Source organism: Flavobacterium cutihirudinis (genome assembly GCF_003385895.1).
GTDB classification, from domain to species: domain Bacteria; phylum Bacteroidota; class Bacteroidia; order Flavobacteriales; family Flavobacteriaceae; genus Flavobacterium; species Flavobacterium cutihirudinis.
This window is the reverse complement of the sequence record NZ_QRDQ01000008.1, coordinates 1-22,463: the sequence shown is the minus strand read 5'-3', so window position 1 is coordinate 22,463 and position 22,463 is coordinate 1. Positions and strand designations below refer to the sequence as shown.

20 protein-coding genes and 1 rRNA gene are annotated in these 22,463 nt (G+C 32.8%); 13 read left to right on the top strand and 8 right to left on the bottom strand.

Features of this window, described 5'->3' with window-relative positions; translation table 11 throughout:
- Positions 1–100 precede the first annotated feature (100 nt).
- Positions 101–1,657, bottom strand: a complete 1,557-nt coding sequence (locus tag BD847_RS05920; protein WP_115887388.1) for a hypothetical protein — start codon at positions 1,655–1,657, stop codon at positions 101–103.
- Between the two features lie 117 nt (positions 1,658–1,774).
- Between BD847_RS05920 and BD847_RS05915 the strand changes: the two genes are divergently transcribed.
- Complete coding sequence (locus BD847_RS05915; RefSeq protein ID WP_115887387.1) at positions 1,775–4,162, top strand: penicillin acylase family protein; 2,388 nt, start codon at positions 1,775–1,777, stop codon at positions 4,160–4,162.
- 110 nt (positions 4,163–4,272) lie between these two features.
- Here BD847_RS05915 and BD847_RS05910 read toward each other — a convergent pair whose 3' ends face one another.
- The 4 genes from BD847_RS05910 to BD847_RS05895 all read right to left on the bottom strand — a co-directional run bounded on the left by BD847_RS05910 (position 4,273) and on the right by BD847_RS05895 (position 8,041).
- Entirely contained in the window at positions 4,273–4,722 is a 450-nt protein-coding gene (locus tag BD847_RS05910; RefSeq protein WP_115887386.1) for a hypothetical protein, read from the bottom strand.
- Positions 4,723–4,872: 150 nt separating this feature from the next.
- Positions 4,873–6,333 (bottom strand): serine hydrolase domain-containing protein, encoded by a 1,461-nt coding sequence (locus BD847_RS05905; protein ID WP_115887385.1) that lies wholly within the window; start codon positions 6,331–6,333, stop codon positions 4,873–4,875.
- Positions 6,334–6,565: 232 nt separating this feature from the next.
- Entirely contained in the window at positions 6,566–7,351 is a 786-nt protein-coding gene (locus BD847_RS05900; protein ID WP_115887384.1) for a hypothetical protein, read from the bottom strand.
- 96 nt (positions 7,352–7,447) lie between these two features.
- Positions 7,448–8,041, bottom strand: a complete 594-nt coding sequence (locus tag BD847_RS05895; RefSeq protein ID WP_115887383.1) for a GNAT family N-acetyltransferase — start codon at positions 8,039–8,041, stop codon at positions 7,448–7,450.
- A 220-nt stretch (positions 8,042–8,261) separates the two neighbouring features.
- Here BD847_RS05895 and BD847_RS05890 point away from each other — a divergent pair, with 220 nt between their 5' ends.
- Positions 8,262–9,605, top strand: coding sequence for an FAD-dependent oxidoreductase (locus tag BD847_RS05890; protein WP_115887382.1), 1,344 nt, complete (start codon positions 8,262–8,264; stop codon positions 9,603–9,605).
- Between the two features lie 144 nt (positions 9,606–9,749).
- Here BD847_RS05890 and BD847_RS05885 read toward each other — a convergent pair whose 3' ends face one another.
- Positions 9,750–11,267, bottom strand: a complete 1,518-nt coding sequence (locus tag BD847_RS05885) for a helicase HerA-like domain-containing protein (protein ID WP_115887381.1) — start codon at positions 11,265–11,267, stop codon at positions 9,750–9,752.
- A gap of 380 nt (positions 11,268–11,647) precedes the next feature.
- On the opposite strand from BD847_RS05885, the gene BD847_RS05880 reads away from it, so the two are divergent.
- The 8 genes from BD847_RS05880 (at position 11,648) to BD847_RS05845 (ending at position 18,141) form a co-directional block, all read left to right on the top strand.
- The gene (locus tag BD847_RS05880) at positions 11,648–12,472 is read left to right on the top strand and encodes a MotA/TolQ/ExbB proton channel family protein (protein WP_115887380.1); all 825 of its coding nucleotides are present in this window, start codon (positions 11,648–11,650) and stop codon (positions 12,470–12,472) included.
- A 60-nt stretch (positions 12,473–12,532) separates the two neighbouring features.
- Complete coding sequence (locus BD847_RS05875; protein WP_115887379.1) at positions 12,533–13,159, top strand: ExbD/TolR family protein; 627 nt, start codon at positions 12,533–12,535, stop codon at positions 13,157–13,159.
- 19 nt (positions 13,160–13,178) lie between these two features.
- Positions 13,179–13,733, top strand: a complete 555-nt coding sequence (locus BD847_RS05870) for an ExbD/TolR family protein (RefSeq protein ID WP_115887378.1) — start codon at positions 13,179–13,181, stop codon at positions 13,731–13,733.
- A 38-nt stretch (positions 13,734–13,771) separates the two neighbouring features.
- Positions 13,772–14,572 carry an energy transducer TonB gene (locus BD847_RS05865; RefSeq protein ID WP_115887377.1) on the top strand — a complete coding sequence of 267 codons (801 nt, stop codon included), beginning with the start codon at positions 13,772–13,774 and terminating at the stop codon, positions 14,570–14,572.
- Entirely contained in the window at positions 14,572–14,802 is a 231-nt protein-coding gene (locus BD847_RS20950; protein WP_115887376.1) for a hypothetical protein, read from the top strand. The genes BD847_RS05865 and BD847_RS20950 overlap by 1 nt, the downstream gene beginning before the upstream one ends.
- Position 14,803: 1 nt before the next feature.
- The gene (locus BD847_RS05855; RefSeq protein ID WP_115887375.1) at positions 14,804–15,724 is read left to right on the top strand and encodes a PstS family phosphate ABC transporter substrate-binding protein; all 921 of its coding nucleotides are present in this window, start codon (positions 14,804–14,806) and stop codon (positions 15,722–15,724) included.
- A gap of 16 nt (positions 15,725–15,740) precedes the next feature.
- The gene (locus tag BD847_RS05850; RefSeq protein ID WP_115887374.1) at positions 15,741–17,408 is read left to right on the top strand and encodes a tetratricopeptide repeat protein; all 1,668 of its coding nucleotides are present in this window, start codon (positions 15,741–15,743) and stop codon (positions 17,406–17,408) included.
- Positions 17,409–17,508: 100 nt separating this feature from the next.
- Positions 17,509–18,141, top strand: a complete 633-nt coding sequence (locus tag BD847_RS05845; protein WP_115887373.1) for a 7-carboxy-7-deazaguanine synthase QueE — start codon at positions 17,509–17,511, stop codon at positions 18,139–18,141.
- A gap of 52 nt (positions 18,142–18,193) precedes the next feature.
- Here BD847_RS05845 and BD847_RS05840 read toward each other — a convergent pair whose 3' ends face one another.
- Entirely contained in the window at positions 18,194–18,739 is a 546-nt protein-coding gene (locus BD847_RS05840; protein ID WP_115887372.1) for a YfiT family bacillithiol transferase, read from the bottom strand.
- A gap of 17 nt (positions 18,740–18,756) precedes the next feature.
- On the bottom strand, positions 18,757–19,464 hold the full coding sequence (locus BD847_RS05835) for a class I SAM-dependent methyltransferase (RefSeq protein WP_115887371.1): 708 nt from the start codon (positions 19,462–19,464) through the stop codon (positions 18,757–18,759).
- A 74-nt stretch (positions 19,465–19,538) separates the two neighbouring features.
- On the opposite strand from BD847_RS05835, the gene BD847_RS05830 reads away from it, so the two are divergent.
- The 3 genes from BD847_RS05830 to BD847_RS05820 form a co-directional block, all read left to right on the top strand.
- Positions 19,539–20,033 carry a YkgJ family cysteine cluster protein gene (locus tag BD847_RS05830; protein WP_089054237.1) on the top strand — a complete coding sequence of 165 codons (495 nt, stop codon included), beginning with the start codon at positions 19,539–19,541 and terminating at the stop codon, positions 20,031–20,033.
- Between the two features lie 111 nt (positions 20,034–20,144).
- Positions 20,145–21,380, top strand: a complete 1,236-nt coding sequence (locus tag BD847_RS05825) for an ABC transporter permease (protein WP_115887370.1) — start codon at positions 20,145–20,147, stop codon at positions 21,378–21,380.
- Between the two features lie 1,006 nt (positions 21,381–22,386).
- Positions 22,387–22,463, top strand: a 16S ribosomal RNA gene (locus BD847_RS05820); the annotation flags it as partial.

Genomic DNA, 22,463 nt, shown 5'->3' with positions numbered 1-22,463 from the left:
AAATTTTTTTGCCACGAATTACACAAATTAACACGAATAAATTTTTAAAAATTCTGAGAATACAAATTAGCGGAAATTTGTGTAATTCGTGGCGAAAAAATCATATCAAAATCTTCTTCAAAGATTCAGCAATACTTCGCCATAAAAAGTTGTAAAATGATTTTTCCTGAATTCTTTCTACTTCAACATCAGCGGTTTTGGCCTTGTCTTTTGAGTCGTTTTTCACTAGTAAATTAGCAATTGCTGATTTTAGTTTGGCTTCTTTTTCAGGATCTTTCTTTTTGTATAGTTTTACTTTCAGATCATCATAATCTAGAGAAGCATTTCCTTTTGAAACATTATCATTTCCGTAGAAATTAAAACGATATTTATTGAAAACGCCGGTAAACGATGCGTTCATGTAGGGTTTGCTGAATTGGCCCATTGCTCTGACATCAAAATTTGAGATTACGCCCTGAATATGAAAACCGTCATTTTTATCCAGAACATTAAAACTCCAATCGACATCTAGCGGTGAATTTTTCATGAAAATACATTTCACTTTGATCTTTACATCATTGGTTTTTTTTAACCCAAAACCACTTCGAAGATTGGTTGCCTGCAAATTGAATTTGTCAAAATTTAAAACGCCCGGGCCTTTTGAGAAGTCCATTTCTTCTTCGTAAACCAATTTCGATTTCAAAACTTGTAAAGTGTCAATTTGAAGCGGAAATTTGATGTTTCTCAGTAAATGATTGTAAAGGTATTTTTTACTCAAATCATCTTTTGGCATTTTACCGCGATAAATATTGGCGTCAAAATGATTGATTACAAGCGAATTTGCTTTAAAGAAAAAACGATCATTTTTGAAACCCCAATCCATTTTTGCAACTTGAGCCGAATCAAATTTCAGGGTGTAAATATCTTTTTCTTTTTCCAGACGTTTCACAAAATCCTTTCTGCTGAATTGTGGAAGATTTGAGAAATTATTGATTTTGAGAAAATTCTTTTCGGTGCTTATTTTGCCAATATTTATATGATAAAAAGCATTCGGGCGGTAAAATAAACTGTCGCATATTAAAGCATATTTTTCATAATGAAGCGGAATTTTTTCTTTTAAAGTGGCATCAGTTATGAGGATTCCTTCTAACTTTAGGATGATCTTTTTAATGCTGAAAATGGGTTTTTCAGTGTCCAAAGAAACAACATCAACTGTTCCATCATTTAAATAAATATTTGAAACAGCAATAATTTTGCGAAAAGGTTCTACAATTTCACTTCTTATACTTTTACTATTGTTTAGGAGTTTTTCGCCTTTTTTATATAAAATGACACGTGGTTTGTTTATAATAATGCTTTCTGCCTGAATAATATCGCGAAAAGCTAAATCCCAAATGTTAAAATGCTCAATAGTAATCGATTCAATTTTAGAAAAAAGTCCATTTTTGCTGTCTTTTGGTTCGTTTTTCGGATTCACCAATAATGTTTGAGCGTAGATATTTCGAGAAAAAAGCGATACTTCAATTTTTTCATAATTGATATTGTAAGCGGTTTTGTTTTTCTCGTGAATAATAATTGGAAGTTGTTTCTTAATCCAATAATTCAGCCCAATATTGATTAGAACTACAATTACAAACAAGGAAATTACTCCAATCGCTATTTTTTTATAGATAGACATTTATAGTATTAATTTTAAATACATAAATTTAGACTTTTAAAAAGAGGAAATATTACATTATTCTTTCTTTTGGTTACATCATTTTACAAACCTTATTTATCTAGATTTTTGCAAAATATGAGAAGATTTAAAAAATTTCTGCTGGTTTTAGTATTGCTTATTGTGGTTCTTGCAATCGCTTTGTTTGCCTATATTTTTCATTTGAAACCTAAATATGAGGGCGAACTTCAATTGAAAAATCTCCAAAAAGAGACTACAGTTTATTTTGATGAATTTGGAGTTCCTCATATTTATGCCGATTCTGAAAAAGATGCCATGACGGCGCTTGGCTACGTTCATGCACAAGAAAGATTGTGGCAAATGGAATTGCTTCGCAGAATTGCGCCGGGAAGATTATCTGAAATCTTTGGATCTGTTGCGCTTAAAAATGATAAATTTTTCTCTGGAATTGGTATCGAAGAAGCTTCGGCGAAAGCCATTGCCAAATTAGATAAAAATAGTGAAAGTTATCAATTGACTCAGGCTTATCTTGACGGAATAAACCAATATTTGGAAGAAGGTGTAACGCCAATTGAGTTTACGCTTGTTGGTGTGAAAAAGGAAAAATTTACTATAAAAGACGTTTATAACATCTTTGGTTATATGTCTTTCAGTTTTGCAATGGCTCAAAAAACGGATCCATTATTAACCGAAATTCGCAGTAAATATGGAGTTGAATATTTGAAGGATCTTGGAATAAACGGAGAATTCAATACCACGCAGCTTAAAAGTTCAAAAGAAGATATTGCAGAATATACCGAGATCTCAAAATCGGTTGCGGCTTTATTAGATAAATCACCAATTCCGCCATTTATTGGTAGTAATAGTTGGGTTGCCGGACCACACAAAACAAAAAGCGGAAAAGTGATTTTTGCAAATGATCCGCATATTGGTTTTTCGCAACCCGCAACTTGGTATGAAGCACATATTGTAACGCCGCAACATGAATTATATGGTTGTTATTTGGCTGGAACTCCGTTTCCGCTTTTGGCGCACAATCGTGAGTATGCTTATGGTTTAACAATGTTTGAAAATGATGATATCGATTTTTATCAGGAAAAGAACAAGCCGGAAGATGCGAATCAATATCAGACTCCAACGGGTTTTGCAACTTATGAAGTTAGAAAAAAGACAATCAAAGTTAAAGATACTTCTGATGTTGTAATGACAATAAAATCAAGTCGACACGGACCAATTATGAATGATGTTTTAGAGCGTTTGGATAAAAAGAATCCAATTGCGATGTCGTGGACATATACCAGAGAACCTATTCAGATTTTGGATGCTGTTTACGGACTTTCGCATGCTAAAAGTAAGGATGATTTTAGAAAAGCAGTTCAACTAGTAGCCGCGCCGGGATTAAATGTAATGTATGGCGATGCAAAAGGAAATGTGGCTTGGTGGGCAACGGGAAAATTGTATAAGCATGATAAAGGTGTAAATACCTTTTTGATTTTGGACGGTGCAAGCGGAAAAGACGATATTAGAGAATATTTGGATTTTTCGAAAAATCCATCTTCAGAAAATCCGAAGTGGGGTTATGTTTATTCGGCTAACAATCAGCCGGAAGCAATTGATGGATTTTTGTATCCGGGTTATTATTTACCGGAAGATCGCGCCAAAAGAATTTCGAGTTTGATGGATGCGAAAGCAGATTGGGATAAAGAAGCAATCAGTAAAATGATTTATGATAATACTTCACCAACTGCTCCGGTAACAGTTCAAAATTTGATTTTAAGTTTGAATAGTGAAAAACTTTCAGCAGAAGAAAAACAAGTTCTGGAAGTTTTAAAATCATGGAAAGGCACAACAAATCTTGAAGATGTTGCACCAACGATTTACAACAAATGGATTTACCTTTATATGAAAAATACATTTGAAGACGAATTAGGAAAAGACAATTTCGATTTGTTTTTAGGAACGCATATCGGGAAACAAGTTATTGCCAGACAAGTTGCTAATGAAAATTCGGTTTGGTGGGATGATATCAAAACAAAAAATATAAAAGAAACAAGAACAATTATTGTTTCAAAATCATTTCATGAAGCCGTTGCATCGCTTCAAAAGCAATTAGGAGATAAAATTACTGATTGGAATTGGGGCAAAGTTCACACTGTTGAACACGAACATCCGTTAGGGAAAATTGCAGCGTTGCGTAAATTATTTAATGTTGGGCCTTATGAATCACCGGGTTCAAATGAAGTAATTAATAATTTGTTCTTCGGCTTTAACGAAGAAGGAAAATATTACGTAAAAGGCGGACCTTCAACTAGAAGAATTGTTGATTTCTCTGATATTGAAAACAGTTGGAGTATTATTCCGACAGGACAATCAGGAAATCCGTTTAGCAAACATTACAGTGATCAGGCTGTGATGTATAATGAAGGTAAATTCAGAAAAATGAAATTGAATAAAGAAGAGATTGTAAAAACGTCAACGAAATTGGTTTTGAAACCTAAAAAATAGTTTCAAGTTTAATGTTTCAGGTTTCAAGTTGAAGCACAATAAAAATAAAGGTTCAAAGGATTTAGTTAGTAAAGCCTTTGAACCTTTGTTACTTTGCAACTTTGAATCTTTTACTTAGAAATATACTTTCCTAAAACAATATCATTTGCAAAAATGTTTAGATTATTAGCAAGTGCTTTATTGGCAATCATAACATTTTTGGTTTGATAAGCGGTATCTTTTTCGTAAGCTTTTAAAAGCGTTTCCAATTCAACTTCATCATAGAAAGCGAAAGAATTATAAATCGCATCTCTAAAATTTTTATAGTTGATACTTTCAGTAATTTCCATTGCTTTTTGGTCGTTCCAGCCTTCTTTGGCGGAAGCCTCATTAATTTTAGCTAAACAAAAATCAATTACATAAGCTTTGTAATGCGCCGCTTCGACAATTTTGTCTACAATAATCTTGTTTTGCTGTGTTGGCATTGCCGGCGGTGGCGGATTGTTTTGAGATAAGCATTTCGAAGAAATAAACAAACAGAAGAATGCAGTCAGAAGACTGTACTTTTTTAGATTTTTCATAGGTTATTCGGTTGTTTTTGGGAAGGCTAAAATAGTATTTTTTATGATAAATCACCGAATTTGAATGTTCCAAGTTATAACAAAAACTCCTATAAAACAGTTTTAAAACTGCTTTGTAGGAGTTTGTTCTTTTTAAGAAATGATATAAAATTACTTGGTTTGTTGTTTCGTAATTTCTTCTAATACTTTTTTACCGCCTTCATTCGATGGATCAAGTTCAACCGATTTGGAGTAATTTGCGATTGCTAATTTTTTATCTCCGTCGGCTAAATATGCTTCGCCCAAACTATCATAGACATTTCCTGATTTTGGAAAAGTTTCAACATTTATTTTGAAAACTTCAATTGCCTCTTTCTTTTTTCCAGATTGCAATAATTGATATCCAACTCTGTTTATGTCGCCTTCTTTAATGGCATAATTTGGGTCGTTTTTTAATTTTTTATACATTTCTGTTCCCGCCACAGCGCCTTTTGCGACATAAACATCCAATAAATCTAAAGCCAACGATTTTTTAGGCTGATTAAATGGTTTATTATATAATATAGCACGAATAGCATCGTTCATCTCGCCTAAAACCGTACCGCCTGTATTGTTTAAAATTACAATAAGATTTTTATCAGCAGGGATTCGTGAAATAATGGTATTAAATCCATTAATTCCGCCGCCATGTCCAACAACTTTAAGTTTTCCTTTATCACCATTATCAAAATCTTCAACAAACCAGCCATAACCGTAGAACGCTCGTCCCGCACTTATATATGGTTTAAATAAAGATTCCATTGATTTTTCTGAAAGCAATTTATTAGTATAAAGTGCCTGATCCCACAAATATAAATCCTCTACCGTTGAGTACAAAGATCCCGCTGCATAAGGAATACTCATATCAAGATATGCTGCATTTACTATCTCTTTTCCGTTTTTTTCATAACCAGCCGCTCTGTTTTTTGTTATCAGATCAGAATGATCATAACCTGAATTTTGCATTTTTAAAGGTGTGAAAATAACTTCCTGTAAATTTTGCTCGTAGGTTTTGCCTGTAACTTTTTCGATAATATAGCCTAGTAAAAAGTAGCCGGAATTGCTGTAATTGAATTTTTCTCCTGGAGTAAATTCAAGGGGAAGACTTGAAAAAGTTTTTACAAATTCTTCTGGAGTGTAAGGATTTCGGCTTTTATCTTTAAAAAAGTTAGGTGACGATGTGTAATTTGGAATTCCGGAAGTATGTGTCAGCAAATGATGAGTTGTTATCTTGTTGCCATTTTCTTTGGGATAATCCGGTAAATAAGTAGTGATTGGAACATCAAGTTTTAGTTTTCCTTCTTCGGCTAATTTTACAATTAAAAGGGCAGTGAATTGTTTGGAAATTGATCCTAATCTAAATTTTGTATCGGGCTGATTAGGAATATTCCATTCGAAATTAGCAGAGCCAAAACCTTTTTTAAAGATAACTTTTCCGTTCTCTGCAACCAAAGCCGAACCATTAAATTGTCCGTATTCGTTGTATTTACTTAAGAGTTGCTCGATTTCTTTGCTTTTGTTTTGTGCAAAAGTTGCTATGGTAAATAGAAACAAGAGTGCACAGAGGGCGATTGGTTTGATTGACTTTTTCATAATGACTGATAATTATGGTTTTGGATTGATAAAATAATTTGTTTTTGATTGATGATTGAAACTTCGTGAACGATTTATATTCAGTGTTTTATGGTTGAATTAATGAAATAAATCTGTCAGTTCTAATTGTTAGACGATTGACTTGTCATTTGGTTTCAATCTTGATCACTTTTTTTTCATTTATTTCCAAAAAAAAAGTGCTGTTTTTTAGTCTTGATAAGTCAATTCCAGATTAATTAAGATTTGAAGCGTATTCAATTATGGTTTCAGATTTAATTTTCTTGCCGCTTTTTTGAATAATTTTCGTTGGATAATTGTTGGAGTTGTATTCATATTCATAGGTATATGAATTGTTATCCGAATTACTAGATTTAAAATTATTTTTTGACATAGCACTAATTTTTAGATAAGCCTCAGGAAATACCAAATCAAATGGATTTCTTTTATCGTCATAATTCTTATAAGAATCGCTGGTTTTGGATTCTTTTCTTTTTAAAAGATTATGTTCATCGTCATAAGTGTATTCTGTATTATTGCTTCGACCATCATTTGATTTACTTTTTTTTCTTATAACTAATTTACTTGTATTGTAAAAGTAATAATCGAGTTGACGAATTTTATTATTTTCATAACCTGTAGCACTTTTAATTAAATCGTTTTCATAATTGTAAACAATATTCATAATTGATTCCAATTGAGTTAACGTTTTATCTCCTTTTTTATATTGCGCGTAAGGATAAATAATCAGCAGTTCCTTTAATTTTCCATTTTCGTATTTTATTGCAATGTCTTCTGTAATAACATTTTCATTAGTTGTAGTTACTATTTTCGAAACCAAACCATTTTCATAAGTATAGGTAAGTACTTCTTCATTTTGAAAAATGCCGTTTTCATAGTTTTTTATTGCCTTTTTTACTATTCTTATGCTATCATTAATTGTGATATTTACTAAATTTTTATTCTTTGAATGACAAATGATTCCAGTAAGTACAAAAAGTGAAAGAATAAAATTTTTCATGTATTAGGTTTTTGATTACGAGTGGTTTACTTAAAATATTTTTTGGTTTTAGTTAATTAAAAATACATTTTTTTTATAATTTTTACTAAAGTTTTTTTAGATAAAATCTGAAAAATAATCTCGTTTAGTATTAATCCATTCCTCAGAAATGATACTATAATAAACATCGTCTTTGCTGTTGCCTTCAGAATCAACATAATTATTTCTGAAAATCCCTTCCTTTAAAGCGCCTAATTTTTCAATTGCTCTTTGCGATCTTTCGTTTTCAAGATCGGCGCTAAATTGTATTCTTCTAAATTGAATTTTTTCAAAACCAAATTTTAGTAATTCATACTTGCAAGCCGCGTTTAATCCAGTTCCCTGAAAATCTTTTCCGTACCAAGTCCAGCCAATTTCACATTTTTGGCTCGCATGATTTAAATATCCATAACGTGTGCTTCCGGCAACTCTGTTTGTGACTTTGTCGATTATAAGAAACGGATAACAAATTCCATCAGCTTTTTGTTTTAAAGTGTTTTGAATATAATTTTCGAAATCCTGTTCGTTTCGAATATACATTCCCATATATTTCCAAATTTCATCATCAAAAATGATTTCTTTAAGTTCGATATTTCTTTCACTTTCAAATGGAAGTAGGATTACTTTTTCGTTTTCTAAAATAATGTCCGATTGAAAAATTTGGCTGTTCATGATTTTTGTTTAAATATTAAGTCAGATTTAAAGCAAAACTAATTGTTTAATTTTTGTAAATAAATCTATAAAAATAACAATTTGTTATAAAATATAATTTTTAGAAAGTAAATCAATTCAAAATCTATTTTTGTTTTATAGCGCTAAATAATTCGTTTATTTTAAGGGTTATGTATAATTATTACTTATTTTTACGACCCAATATATAGATTTTTCCTCGATGCAAACTTCATTAAAAATTGCGGTTGTTGGTTCCGGACTTGTAGGATCACTGCTGGCAATTTATCTAAAAAAAGCTGGACATACCGTACATGTTTATGACCGCAGTCCAGACATTAGAAAAATAAATTTCTCCGGTCGTTCTATCAATCTTGCTATGTCAAATCGTGGCTGGAAGGCGCTTGATGCTGCTGGTGTTGGCGATTCGGTGCGTGAAATTGCAATTCCGATGGACAAACGCGCCATTCATTTGATTGACAAACTGAATTTTCAGAATTACGGACAGGAAGGCGAATCGATTTATTCAATTTCAAGGGGAAAATTAAATCGAAGAATGATCGATCTTGCTGAGCAAGCTGGAGCCGAATTCCATTTTGAGCAGAAAGTTTGGGATGTTACCTTAAATGATGCGACTTTACATATTGGCGAAAGCGAAAGAGGCGAGTGGGAGGAAAGAAAATTTGATATGGTTTTTGGTGCCGATGGTGCTTTTTCGAGAATTCGCCACAGAATGCAACGTCAGAGCATGTTCAATTATTCACAGGAATTTTTGAATATGGGATATAAAGAATTAAATATTCCTGCAAATGCCGATGGAACACATAAGTTGGACAAAAATTCTTTTCATATTTGGCCTCGGGGCGAGTACATGTTAATCGCGCTTCCTAACCTTGACGGAAGTTTTACGTGTACGTTGTTCATGCCTTTTGAAGGTGAAAATTCTTTTGAATCGTTGACGGATCGTAAAATGGTTGAAGATTTCTTCGAGAAAAATTTCCCGGATTCAATTGAAGTGATTCCTGAATTGGCAAATGATTTTTTTAAAAATCCAACAAGTACCCTGGTAACAATGAAATGTTTTCCTTGGACTTTTGAAAATAAAATTGCTTTAATTGGTGATGCTTGTCACGCGATCGTTCCATTTTACGGACAAGGAATGAATGCTGGTTTTGAAGATATTACAGTTCTGAATGAAATGATCGAAAAGTATGGCGACGATTGGAAAAAGATATTTGCCGAATATCAGATTTCCAGAAAACCAAATACTGATGCTATTGCAGAATTATCGTATCGAAATTTCGTCGAAATGAGTACAAAAACGGCAGACGAGAAATTTCTTTTACAAAAGAAAATAGAAAAAGTTTTTTCAGATAAGCATCCGGACAAATGGATTCCGCTTTACAGTCGTGTTACTTTCAGTGATCGACCTTATGCTGAAGCTTTGGCAATTGGTGATTTTCAAAACGGAATTATGGAAGAGGTTTTAAAATTGGATAACATCGAAAACATCTGGGACACACCAGAAGTTGAAAATAAAATTCTTGAGTTACTTCAAAACGCATAATTTTTTTAAACCATATAAGTTATATAAGTTAATATAAAATGCATGGCACATAAAAAACAAACCCGACTGGCTTTAGAAACCTGTCGGGTTTTGTGTTTGTAAAACTAAATGAACTTATATCACTTATATGGTTTAAAAATTTTTCTACTTCTTAAAGATTTTAGTCAAAACGCCAAAAACACCTCTTATAAAAGTAGCGCTCGTAACCACTTTTAAAACCGATTTTCCAACAACGCTTGCTGTACTTGGTTCAGATTTAGAAGATTTAGCAGGAGCTTGTTCTTCTTGTTCAGCGGCAGCTTGATTGGCTTCTTCTATTTTTTTAGTCAGTATTTCATAGGCACTTTCGCGATCAATTTCTTCGGCATATTTTTTAACTAATTTTGATTTCCCATTTATTTCTTCAATTTCATTATCGGTCAAAATATCCATTCTGCTCATTGGTGCGCGCATCATGGTTGCGACCAACGGAGTAGGAATACCTTTTTCATTCAAAGCAGTAACCAATGCTTCTCCAATTCCTAAACTGGTTAGCAATTCATCAGTTTTATAATATTCAGATGTTGGATAGTTATCGGCAGTTTTCTTAATCGCCTGACGATCATTAGCTGTAAAAGCCCTTAGTGCATGTTGAATTTTTAATCCCAATTGCGCCAAAACTCCACTTGGAACATCCATTGGATTTTGTGTTACAAAATAAACCCCAACACCTTTTGAGCGAATCAATTTTACAATGGTTTCAATTTGTTCCAATAAAGCTTTGCTGGCTTCATTGAAAATCAAATGTGCCTCGTCAATAAAGATTACAAGTTCAGGCTGTTCGGCATCACCTTTCTCAGGCATCTTTTGATAAATTTCAGCCAAAAGACTTAACATGAAAGTCGAGAACAATTTTGGTTTATCCTGAATATCCGTCAAGCGGATGATATTTACATAGCCTTTTCCGTTTTCATCAATTCGCATTAAATCATCTGTTTCAAAAGATAATTCCCCAAAGAAAATATCTCCGCCCTGCTGTTCCAATTCTATTATTTTTCTCAGAATCGTTCCTGTAGTTGCTGTTGAGATTTTGCCATAACTGGCAGCGATTTCGTCTTTGCCTTCTTCAGTTATATAATTAATTACTTTTTTAATGTCTTTGAGATCTAAAAGTGGCATTTGTTTGTCATCACAATATTTGAATATTACAGCAACAACTCCGGCTTGCGTATCATTAAGGTCTAAAATTCGGGAAAACAATACCGGACCAAATTCAGAAACAGTTGCACGAAGGCGTACGCCATCCTGTGTGGATAAAGACATCAATTCTACTGGAAATGCAGCTACATTATAAGGTATGTTTATTTTTGCATGACGTTCTGTAATAAAGCCTTCCTCTTTACCTTCTTTTGCAATGCCACTAAAATCTCCTTTAATATCCATCATTAGCACCGGAATCCCAGAGTTTGACAGCTGTTCAGAAAAAACCTGAATCGTTTTTGTTTTACCGGTTCCTGTAGCTCCGGCAATAAGTCCATGACGATTTAACGTTTTTAAGGGTATTTTTACATGAGCTTCGGCAATTGCTTCACCATCAAGAATTGCGCCTCCAAGAATGATGGAGTCGCCCTTAGCAAGGTATCCGTTATTAATCTCTTGAATGAAATTATCTTTTTTATTCATGTTTTTATTTGTAATTTAGATGATTATAAGAATTTTGCTTTGCGTTTTAACATTTCGACTGTCTTTTTTTTAGTAGGAAAAAGCTTTTTTTCATTAAAAATAAGATAAAAAGTGATTTCGCAACTTTTTAAGAAGATTTCAATGGAATGTTTGAATATTTACTAAAACGTTGTAATTTTTTTATTATTCGTCCTTTTTTTTGTTTTATCTAAAAAATGACGGTTCCAAATTAATGAGATATTTTTTAAATTGACGTTAAATTTCCTTCAATAAAATTAAAAAAAGTTTTTTTATTTAAACTAAACATATAAATTTGCTCCTCTACAAGTTAAATATAACTAAAAAATAAAAATTATTTAAAACTATTAAAATTAAAAAAAATGGCAAACGTTAAAGTTAAAAAAGAAAGCACTTCAAATGGGGGAGGAATGATTTCAGGAATCATTATTGCAGCATGTGTTTTTGTAGGTTGGTTAATCTGGAAATTCGTTATGGGGGATTCAGCTAACTTTGAAGGAGGAAATCCTGAAACAGGTCACCCAATCAATACTTTAGGAATGGTGTACAAAGGAGGTTTCATTGTACCTGTATTATTAGGTATGCTTTTAATGGTTGTTGTTTTTTCTATTGAGAGATTTATCGTTATTGGTAAAGCTGCTGGTAAATCTAACTTAGATGCATTTATGAAAAATGTACAAGGTAACATTAAAGAAGGAAATATCGAGGCTGCTATCGCTTCATGTGACAAACAACAAGGTTCAGTTGCAAATGCAATTAAATCTGCTTTGATTAAATATCAAGACGTTAAAAAAGAAGGTTTCAACAGTGAAGAGGCTTCAGAAGTTATCCACAAAGAAATCGAAGAGGCTACTTCATTAGAAATGCCAATGTTAGAAAAAAATATGACTATTATCTCTACTTTAGTATCTTTAGGTACATTAGGAGGATTATTAGGAACTGTATCAGGTATGATTAAAGCGTTTGGTGCGTTAGCTTCTGCTGGAACTCCAGACCAGGCTGCTCTTGCAACAGGTATCTCTGAGGCACTTATCAACACTGCAACAGGTATCTCAACTTCTATCTTTGCAATTGTTTCTTACAACTTCTTTACTGCTAAAATTGACGATTTAACTTACTCTATCGATGAGGCTGGTACTACAATCGTGAATACTTACAGAAAATTCAGAGGAAGTTTAAAACAATAATTAATTTTTGATATATAAATAATTAGATTTAATTATATCAAAAAAATAAAATAAAAGATAATGGCTAAAATTAAAATGAAAAAGAAGTCGACATCGACAGATATGACTGCCATGTGTGATGTTGCGTTCCTTTTGCTTACGTTCTTTATCTTGACTGCTACTGCTAAAGTGCCTGAAGCGCTTCCTGTAGATATGCCTGCTTCTACTGTAGAACATAAATTACCAGATTCTAATTTGGCAATTATTACAATAGGAAAAGGTGCTGACGGGAAAAGCAAAGTGTTTTTCGATATCAAAGGAAGAGAGATTCGTAAAAGAACTCTTGAAGGTATGGGAGCAAAATTCGGTGTTAACTTTTCAGAAGATGATAAAAGTAAATTTGCATTAATGGATGACTTTGGTGTTCCAGTGGCAAATTTAAAGCAAATCATTGATATGAAAGCAGCTGACAGAACTAAAGCAAATCAGCCAGGTATTCCAATCGATTCTTTGGATAATCAATTAAAAGAGTGGCTTTTAATTTCAAGAAGAGCTACAATTGATCTTGAAGATAAAGAATTGGAGATTGCAATAAAAGGCGATGCTAAAGAGCAATATCCTCAAATCAAAAAGATTATGGATATTTTACAAGATCAGAAAATCAATTCCTTTAACTTAGTTACAGGTACGAGAGGAAAAGACTTTTAATTAAAAAAGATACACTAAAATGGCTGAATTAAATACCGGCGACGGTGGTGGCGGAAAAGGTGGCAAAGTAAGAAGTAAAAAGCAAAACTCGAAAGTCGATTTAACGGCGATGGTAGATTTGGCATTCTTATTGATCACGTTCTTTATGTTAACCACATCGTTGTCAAAACCTAAAGCGATGGATTTATCATTGCCAGATAAGGATCCTAATGATAAAACACCTCCTGTTAAAGTAGATGAAAATCGTACTATGACTGTAATGTTGGGTGAAAACAATAGAATGGTTTATTATATGGGATTATTGGCTACTCCAAAAGTGGGTCCAAAGGATATTGCATATGGTAAAGATGGTATTCGTAGAGAATTATTAAAGCAAAAGAAAGAAGTATTAGCTTATTCTACTGCTTTAGGAAAACCTAAGAATGGAATAATAGTTATTATTAAACCAACAAAGAAATCAAATTACCGTAATTTGGTTGATATGTTAGATGAGATGGCTATTACAGGAGTTGACACTTATGCAATTGTTCCTGAGTTTAGTCCTGAGGAAACAAAATTGATAGATAAAAAATAAGAATTATCTTGTTTTGAACATCCTAATAATCAAGAAAAATGAAATTAGATATTATAAAAAATCAGTGGCTTGATATCGTATTCGAAGGGCGTAATAAGATATATGGTGCATATGAGTTAAGAAAATCGAACAATAAAACTACGGTAAGAGCACTTATCATAGGTTCGATTATTTTTAGCTTTGCTGTAGCAGCTCCTCTTATTGCAAGCTATTTGCCAGATTCTGGTGAAGAGGATATGGATAAGGATATTAAGATCGCTACAGTTAAATTACCTCCTAAGAAAAAAGAAGAGGTAAAACCAAATGAACCGCCACCACCGCCACCACCACCAAAAGTGGACCAAGTGAAGTTTGTGAAGCCGGTTGTTGCTAAAGCAAATGAGGTTACAGAAGATCCACCAAAAATTGAAGATCTTAAAGATAAGAAAGTTGGTGCTGAAACTATTAAAGGAGATCCAGACGCAGTTTTAACTGTTGATGAGCCTGTAGGTACTGGAACTGCTGCAGTAGTTGAAGAAGATAACCAAGTATATAACACAGCTGGTATCGAAGTAAAACCAGATTTCCCTGGAGGAATTGATAAATTCTACAAATTCGTAGGAAACAATTATAAAACTCCGGAAGAAGAAGGTTTAAAAGGTAAAGTTTACGTTACGTTTGTAGTTGAAAAAGACGGTTCATTAACCGACATTAAAGTTTTAAGGGATATCGGTTACGGTACAGGAGCAGAAGCAATTCGTGTTCTTAAAAAATGTCCAAAATGGACTCCTGGCGAGCAAAATGGTAAAAAAGTTAGAGTACTTTACTCTCTTCCTATTACTATTCAATCTGCAGAATAATGTTAAAAGATATGCTTAATAATATTCAGAAGAAATCGCTCAAAGAGCGATTTCTTCTTGTTTTAGGAATACTGTTTTTTTTAATATATCTTGTACTCGGTTTAATGATCATGTTTTGGGAAAAATTGCCTTTAGACATGGAACCAAAATACAGATACGCCTTTGGAGGACTTCTGATTGTTTATTCAGGAATACGTTTTCTTAGGTTAATTAATTCTAATACGGACTAGTATGTTAAAGTATAGTAAAGTCTTTGGTTTGATAGCTTTTGTTTTTTTGTTTGCCATGTGCAACCAAAAAAGCAAGAATGAATCGAAGGAAACAATTTTAAAAGGATCTCTTGATATTACAGTTGATGAAACAGTAAAGCCAATTATTGATGATCAGGTGGCTGTTTTCGAAGGAACTTACTATGATGCTAAGATTACAGTAAAACCTAAATCAGAAGTTGAGCTTATAAATGATTTGCTTAATCAAAAGGCTAAAGTTGTTGTAACTGCTCGTAATTTGTCAGCTGAGGAATTAAAAAGGTTTGAAAAAAGTAAAATTAGTCCTCGTGTTACACCGTTTGCTATTGATGCGATTGCTTTAATTTCTAATAAAAGCAATAATGATACATTAATTGCGTTGAAATCTGTGTTGGATTTTATGCAAGGAAAAAAAGATACTGGAATAAAAGGACTTGTTTTTGATAATCCAAACTCCAGTACTGTTCGTTACATGAAAGACTTGGCTAAAGTGAAAGATGTTCCTGCAAATGGAGTGTTTTCTTTCAAAACCAACGATGAAGTAATTAAGTTTGTTTCTGAAAATGAAGGTATGATTGGCGTTGTTGGTGTTAACTGGTTGTCGCAACCTTCTCCCAATATGGTAGATTTTATAAAAAAAATCAATATCTTAGGGGTTAAAGGTTTTAAGGATAATGAATATCATTATCCAACACAAACTGAACTGGCAGAAGAAAAATATCCTTTGGCACGTGATTTGTTTATTATAAATTGTCAAGGCTATACCGGATTAGGAATGGGCTTTTCTTCCTTTATTGCGGGAGAGATTGGTCAGAGAATAATACTAAAATCTAGTTTGATGCCGGTAAAAACTCCGGGAAGAAAACTTCAGGTTAGAAGTGAAATTATAAAAGATAAAGAATAAATTAATTACAATTAAGATGAATAAATTTAAAATTTTTAGTCTTGCCATGGTTGCATCAGTTTCTGTTGTAAAAGCGCAAGACATCAAAGAAGCTCGAAAGGCTATCGATGCAGAGCAATTTCAAAAAGCTAAATCGCTACTTAAATCAATCATCAAAGCGAAGCCTTCTGATGGTGAAGCTAATTTTGTTTTAGGGAATATCTATTTAAATCAAAGTGTAGTAGATTCTGCTAAAATTTATTATTTAAATGGTATTGAAGCTGCAGATAGAAAAAATTTAAACTATATCGGTTTAGGTCAGATTGATCTTGATAATAAAAATGCTTCTGCTGCTCAGGCTAATTTTGCTTTAGCAACAAAAGATATGAAACGTAAAGATGTAGAAGAATATATCTACATTGGAAAAGCATACATGAATTCTGTTAATCCAGATTACAATAGCGCAATTACAAGTTTAAAACGTGCTTTGGCTATTGAGCCTCAAAATGCGACTGCTCTTTTGACTATTGGTGATGCTTATTATGGAGCTAACAATCAAAATGATGCTTACAAAGCTTACCGTGACGCTTTTACTGCAGACCCGACACTTTTGAGAGCAAAAATGCAATTAGGTGTTTTGTTAAAAGGTGCTAAATCTTATGATGAAGCGATTAAAGCGTTTAATGAAGTTATTGCTCTTAATGCAAGTTATGGTCCTGTGTACAGAGAATTAGCTGAAACATATTACAAATGGGGTAGAAACAAACCTTCTACGGCAAAAGTTAATATGCAAAATGCAATTACAAACTACGAGAAATATTTAAGTCTTACAGATTATTCATTAGATTCTAAAATGCGTCATGCAGATTTCTTGATTTTAGTAAAAGATTACAAAACTTTAGAAACTGTTGCTAATAAAATGATTGCTGAGGATAAAGTGAATCCTAGAATTTACAGATACCTTGGATATTCTGCTTATGAGAATGGAAATATTGATGTAGCTCTTAAGTCGTTGGAAGATTACGTAAAAGTTCCTTCTAACAAAGTTATCGCAAAAGATTATTTATACTTAGGTTTTGCAAAAATTAAAAAAGGTACTGCTGCTGACGGTACTGTAGAAGCTAGTGCTTTTGATGCTGGTTTAGCAGATATCAAAAAAGCGGTTGAGATGGAACCATTAGCTGTTGAAGATCTTGGGGATTTTGGTAAAGAATTGTTTACTAAAAAACAATACAATCAAGCGGCTGCGATTTATGAATTGAGCGCTAACAATGCTGAGCAAAAAAATTATTTGAATGATAACGTGTACTACGGTATCTCAATCTTTTATGCAAATGCAAACAAAGAAAAAACAGCTATCGATGCTGCTGGATTAGCTAAAGCTGATGCTGCTTTTGATAGAGTTTTAGTTGCTTCGCCAACTTACGATGAGGCTTACTTGTACAAAGGAAGAATCAATAACTTATTGGAGAAAGATGATTTAATTATCAAAAACTACGAGGAGTACGTAACAAAAACTACTGCTAAAGGTGCAGAAGAGCTTGCAAAACCAGCTACAGTTAAAAAAATTGTTGAAGCTTACAATGCTATTGGTGCGAGTTATGCAAATACAGATAAAGCTAAGGCTATTGAATATTTCAATAAATCTTTAGTTTTAGATCCAGCTAATACTTATGCGGCTCAATCTGTAAAAGCTTTAAAATAATAAAAAATTTATTGCAGAATAATAAAACCGATAGTTCAAAAAGCTATCGGTTTTTTTGTTCCGTAAATTATTGAGTATCTTTGCACTTTAAAATAAAGGAATGTTATCAAAAGAAATACAATTAGAAGTTAATAAAGGTGCGATGTTGCCCCTTATGGAAGAATTTTATACCATTCAGGGAGAAGGTTTTCATACGGGTACAGCCGCATATTTTATTAGAATTGGAGGATGTGATGTAGGTTGTCATTGGTGTGATGTGAAAGAAAGCTGGAATGCAGAGTTGCATCCGCCAACTAGTATTGACTTGATTGTGAAAAATGCTTCTACGTATGCGGATACTGTTGTTGTTACAGGTGGAGAGCCTTTATCGTGGGATATGTCTTTGCTTACGCAAAAATTAAAAGATGAAAAATTAAAAGTTCATATTGAAACTTCAGGAGCGTATCCTTTAAGTGGAACATGGGATTGGATTTGTCTGTCTCCAAAAAAGAATAAATTACCTACTCAGACGGTTTATGATAATGCACATGAATTAAAAGTGATTATTCACAATAAACATGATTTTATCTTTGCCGAAGAACAAGCAGAACTTGTAAACGACAAGGCTATTTTGTTTTTGCAACCAGAGTGGAGTAAGAAGGAAGAAATGACTCCATTGATTGTGGATTATGTAATGAACAACCCGAAATGGCGTGTTTCTCTTCAAACACATAAATACTTAAATATACCATAAAACAAAAAATCTCTTCAGTCGAAGAGATTTTTTTGTGCCATTTTGGAAATAATTATTTCCAATTTTTGAATTTCTTTAAAGAGGTAATGTGTGCCAAATGATGGTTGGAATGCCAGGCGTACATTCCTATTATTCGTTTTAATTGCAGTTCAGAATTATTTTCTGGATGAATGAAGGATTTTTCTAAATCATCTTCAGATAAATTTTTCAATATATAACATAATCTAAAATGGAGTGCTTCTAGTAAATTTAATGAAGGAATAATTGGCATTGTTAAATTATCATTTAGTCCTGACCATAATTTTTCATCATAAGGTTTTATAATCGGATTATCTTCTGTTAAGGTCCATTTTAATCTTATATAGAAATTCATGTGGCTTTCAGCGCAATGATGAATTAGTTGCCGAACAGTCCATCCGTCTGGACGATAGGGTGTGTCGAGTTGTTCATTGGTTAAATGGATAGTCTCATTTTTCAGTTTTTCTGGGAAAGTTGCAATTTCTTGAATTTTACTTGTTATATATTCCGATGTATATGCTATCGGAACTTCAAACTTTCCTATTGGATATTTTAATTTTTCTAAATCTAAGTCTTTCATAAGATTGTTGTAGTTTTTTATATTGAAAGTTTAGCCAAATAATCGTAATGTTCGCCTTCTAAAATTAACTCACATTTTAATCCGTTTGCATTTGCGGCATTCTGAAGTGTATTATAATCTAGATACAACCAATCAAAAGCATCCTCTTTTTCACCTTTATAGGAAATGTTAAAAACAAGCTCGCCGTAATAATTATTACTTGACGGAATCCATTTGCCGCCATCTTCATCTTCATCGAACATATATATAATGTCAGAACTGTCAATTAAGATTTGTCCGCCTGGATTTAATAATGATTTTAGTTTGGATAAATATTTATTGCAATTTTCAAGTTTTCCAAAAATTCCTGTACCATTCATTAATAAAAGTATAGTGTCAAATTTTTCTCCTTCAAAATCGAGTATATTTTGAACTTTTAGATTTTTTACTCCCCTTAATTTACAAGTTTCAATTGCTTTTTCCGAGATGTCTATGGCGATAACATCTAGTTTTCGATCATTTTGTAGTGAAAGACTATGACTTCCGGCACCACATCCGACATCGAGAGTCTTGCCAAAAGTTAGCTGCAATGCTTTTTGTTCTAATTTTGGCATTTCATCATAGGATCGAAATAAATACTCCACACTCATTTCATCTTCTTCAGAAATAGAGGTTTCAGTAATGATGTCTTCTGGATTATTATTAGTCTGGAAATCGTACATAGCTTTCCCAAATAGATCTTTCATCGTAATTTAGTTCAAAGATTAAGGTTTCAAGTTTAAAGTTGTTTAATTTTGCAGATCAACTGTAAAATTTAAACTTGAAACAGATTTTAAATAACTTAAATAAGTTAGCCAAAGATAAGCATATCGAAAACAAAAAGTATTTTGATAAGCTTAAAAAGAAACAGCCTAAAAATTTAGATTATGTTATGCAGGATTTGCATGATGCAGAATTTAAAAAGACAGATTGTTTGCAGTGCGCTAATTGTTGTAAAACAACAGGGCCATTATTTACTCTGGCAGATATAGAAAGGATTTCTAAATCTTTCAGACAAAAACCACAGCAATTTATTGATCAGTATTTGCGAATAGATGAAGATAAAGATTATGTTCTGAAAAGTGTTCCTTGCACTTTTTTGGATAATGAAAATTACTGTATGATTTATGATGTTCGCCCAAAGGCATGTCGTGAATTTCCGCATACGGATCGTAAAAAATTTCATCAAATCTCAGATTTGACATTGAAAAATGTTGCAATATGTCCTGCTGCGTACAATATTGTAGAGGAAATGAAAAAGAAACTGCCTTTATAAGAAACCTAAAAATTTCGTAATTGTTTTTTGCAGCAATCCGTTTCTTGTTTTTTAAATGTATTTTTGACTTAGCAAACAAAATTAGAGTTAGTATCAATTAAGAGTATTAAATTGAATTTAGAATATTTTATAGCCAAAAGACTTATTACTGCCAAAGATTACAAAAGCAGTATCTCGGCACCTATTATAAAAATTGCAATTTCGGCAATTGCGATTGGTATTATTATGATGTTGGTTTCTGTGGCAACAGGAATTGGTTTGCAGCAAAAAATTCGTGAAAAGGTTTCCGCTTTCAATGGTCAGATCATTATCTCAAATTTTGACAATAACAATTCGGAAGTTACGCTGGTTCCAATTTGTAAAAAACAAGATTTTTATCCAAATTTCAAAAGTGTTCCAGAGGTGAGCCATATTCAGGCAATTGCCAGTAAAGCTGGAATTATCAGAACCGAAAATGCGTTTGAAGGAATTGTTTTTAAAGGTGTGGGAGATGATTATGATTGGAATAATATTAAAGAATATCTTGTTGAAGGTAGAGTTCCTGATCTTTCGAAAGATATAACACAAGAAGTGGTGATTTCTAGATTTCTTGCCAATCGTCTTAATTTAAAGGTGGGAGATAGTTTTAATACTTTTTTTGTAAAAGAGGAGCAAGGTAAAATGCCTAATATTCGCCGATTTAATATTTCGGGAATTTTTAACTCTGGATTTCAGGATTTCGATGCCACCTTTATTATTGGGGATATCAGACACATTCAGCGTATTAATAAATGGTCTTCTGATCAGGTTGGTGCTTTTGAGGTATTTGTTAAAGACTTCAAAACGATAAAAGAAACTGGGAATAAAATTTACGAGCAGACATCTTCCGGACTTGACACAAAAACAATTGTAGAAAAGTATAGTTATATTTTTGATTGGTTGCAGCTCTTTGATTTTAATATTATTGTTATTCTTGCAGTAATGATTTTAGTTGCGACAATCAATATGGTAGTTGCATTGCTGGTCCTTATTTTAGAGCGTACTCAAATGATAGGTATATTAAAATCTTTAGGAGCGAGCAATTGGACTGTTCGTAAAGTGTTTTTGTATAATGCCTTTTATTTAATAGTGCGTGGACTTTTTTGGGGAAATCTAATTGGTATTTCGATATTGTTGATTCAACAACAATTCGGAGTTATTCCTTTAAATCCGGAAAACTATTACGTTAATCAGGCGCCTGTTTATTTAAATTGGGGATATGTAATTCTGTTAAACCTTTTAACTGTTACTATTTGTTTTCTGGTTTTATTAATTCCTTCCTATATAATAACAAAAATTTCTCCAGTGAAAGCGATTCGTTTTGATTAGCCGAGATAATTAAATTATTTCTAACCCGACAGCTTTCTAAAGTTGTCGGGTTTGCTTTTTCTAAACCTAGCTATATAAGATTAAAATGTCCGGCTGAGCGGAGTCGAAGCCTCTTTTGTTTGGAATTTGATTGTTGGATTTTAATAAGGAGCTTAATCCCGCTATCCGTTGCAATCTTTTTGTGGCGAACCCCGCCACAAAAAGGATTTCCGCTACTATCGGGGCTAGGGCATGGGTTTTCAGAAGAAATACAGCGAATAAAAAGCAGGTTCGGTAAGCAAGAGAGAACAAGAAATGCAAAAATTTTGCGTCTTAGCGTCTCTGCGAGATCAAAAACGGAGGAAAACCCAATCAGAGAACTTGAATTCTATTGGCAAAAGTGACCCAAATACTGAAAACTCCTCAAAACCGGCACCAGAAAAACCGGGAAAACCGCCAAAAACACAATGAAAAGAAGAAAAATCTCACGTGATGTTGAAAAAAGACATATTGTAAAGAATCCGTTATCAGAGAGTTAAGAAATAATTGAAAAAAAGAATAAAAAAAGAGGCAAAAAAAGCTTGTAAATGCGAATAAAGGTCCTACTTTTGCACCCGCAACAACGAAAGATGTTCACTGAAATACTGACAAGCGAGGCGATTGAAACAGAAAAAAAATTCTGAAAAAAAGATTGCGAAAAGCTTGTGGGATTCGAAAGAAGCTTTTACATTTGCACCCCGCAAAACACGGAAAGTTCATTGATAGATTGGTAGATGAGAGAAGAAAAAAGGAAAAGAAATTTTCTGAAAAAAACTTCAAAAAACATTTGCCGTTTTGAAATAAGTTTTCTACTTTTGTACCCGCTTTGAGAAACAAGCGAGATGATAAAAAAGAATACACGTTCGTAGACATATTGAATTGACAGCCGTCTTGTCCAAAAGACAAGACAAATAGAATAAGAGTAATAGGATCGCAAGATTCGGAAAGAACCACTAGATAAGGCATCGAATATATAATATAAAAATATACGATGAAGAGTTTGATCCTGGCTCAGGATGAACGCTAGCGGCAGGCTTAACACATGCAAGTCGAGGGGTATAGCAC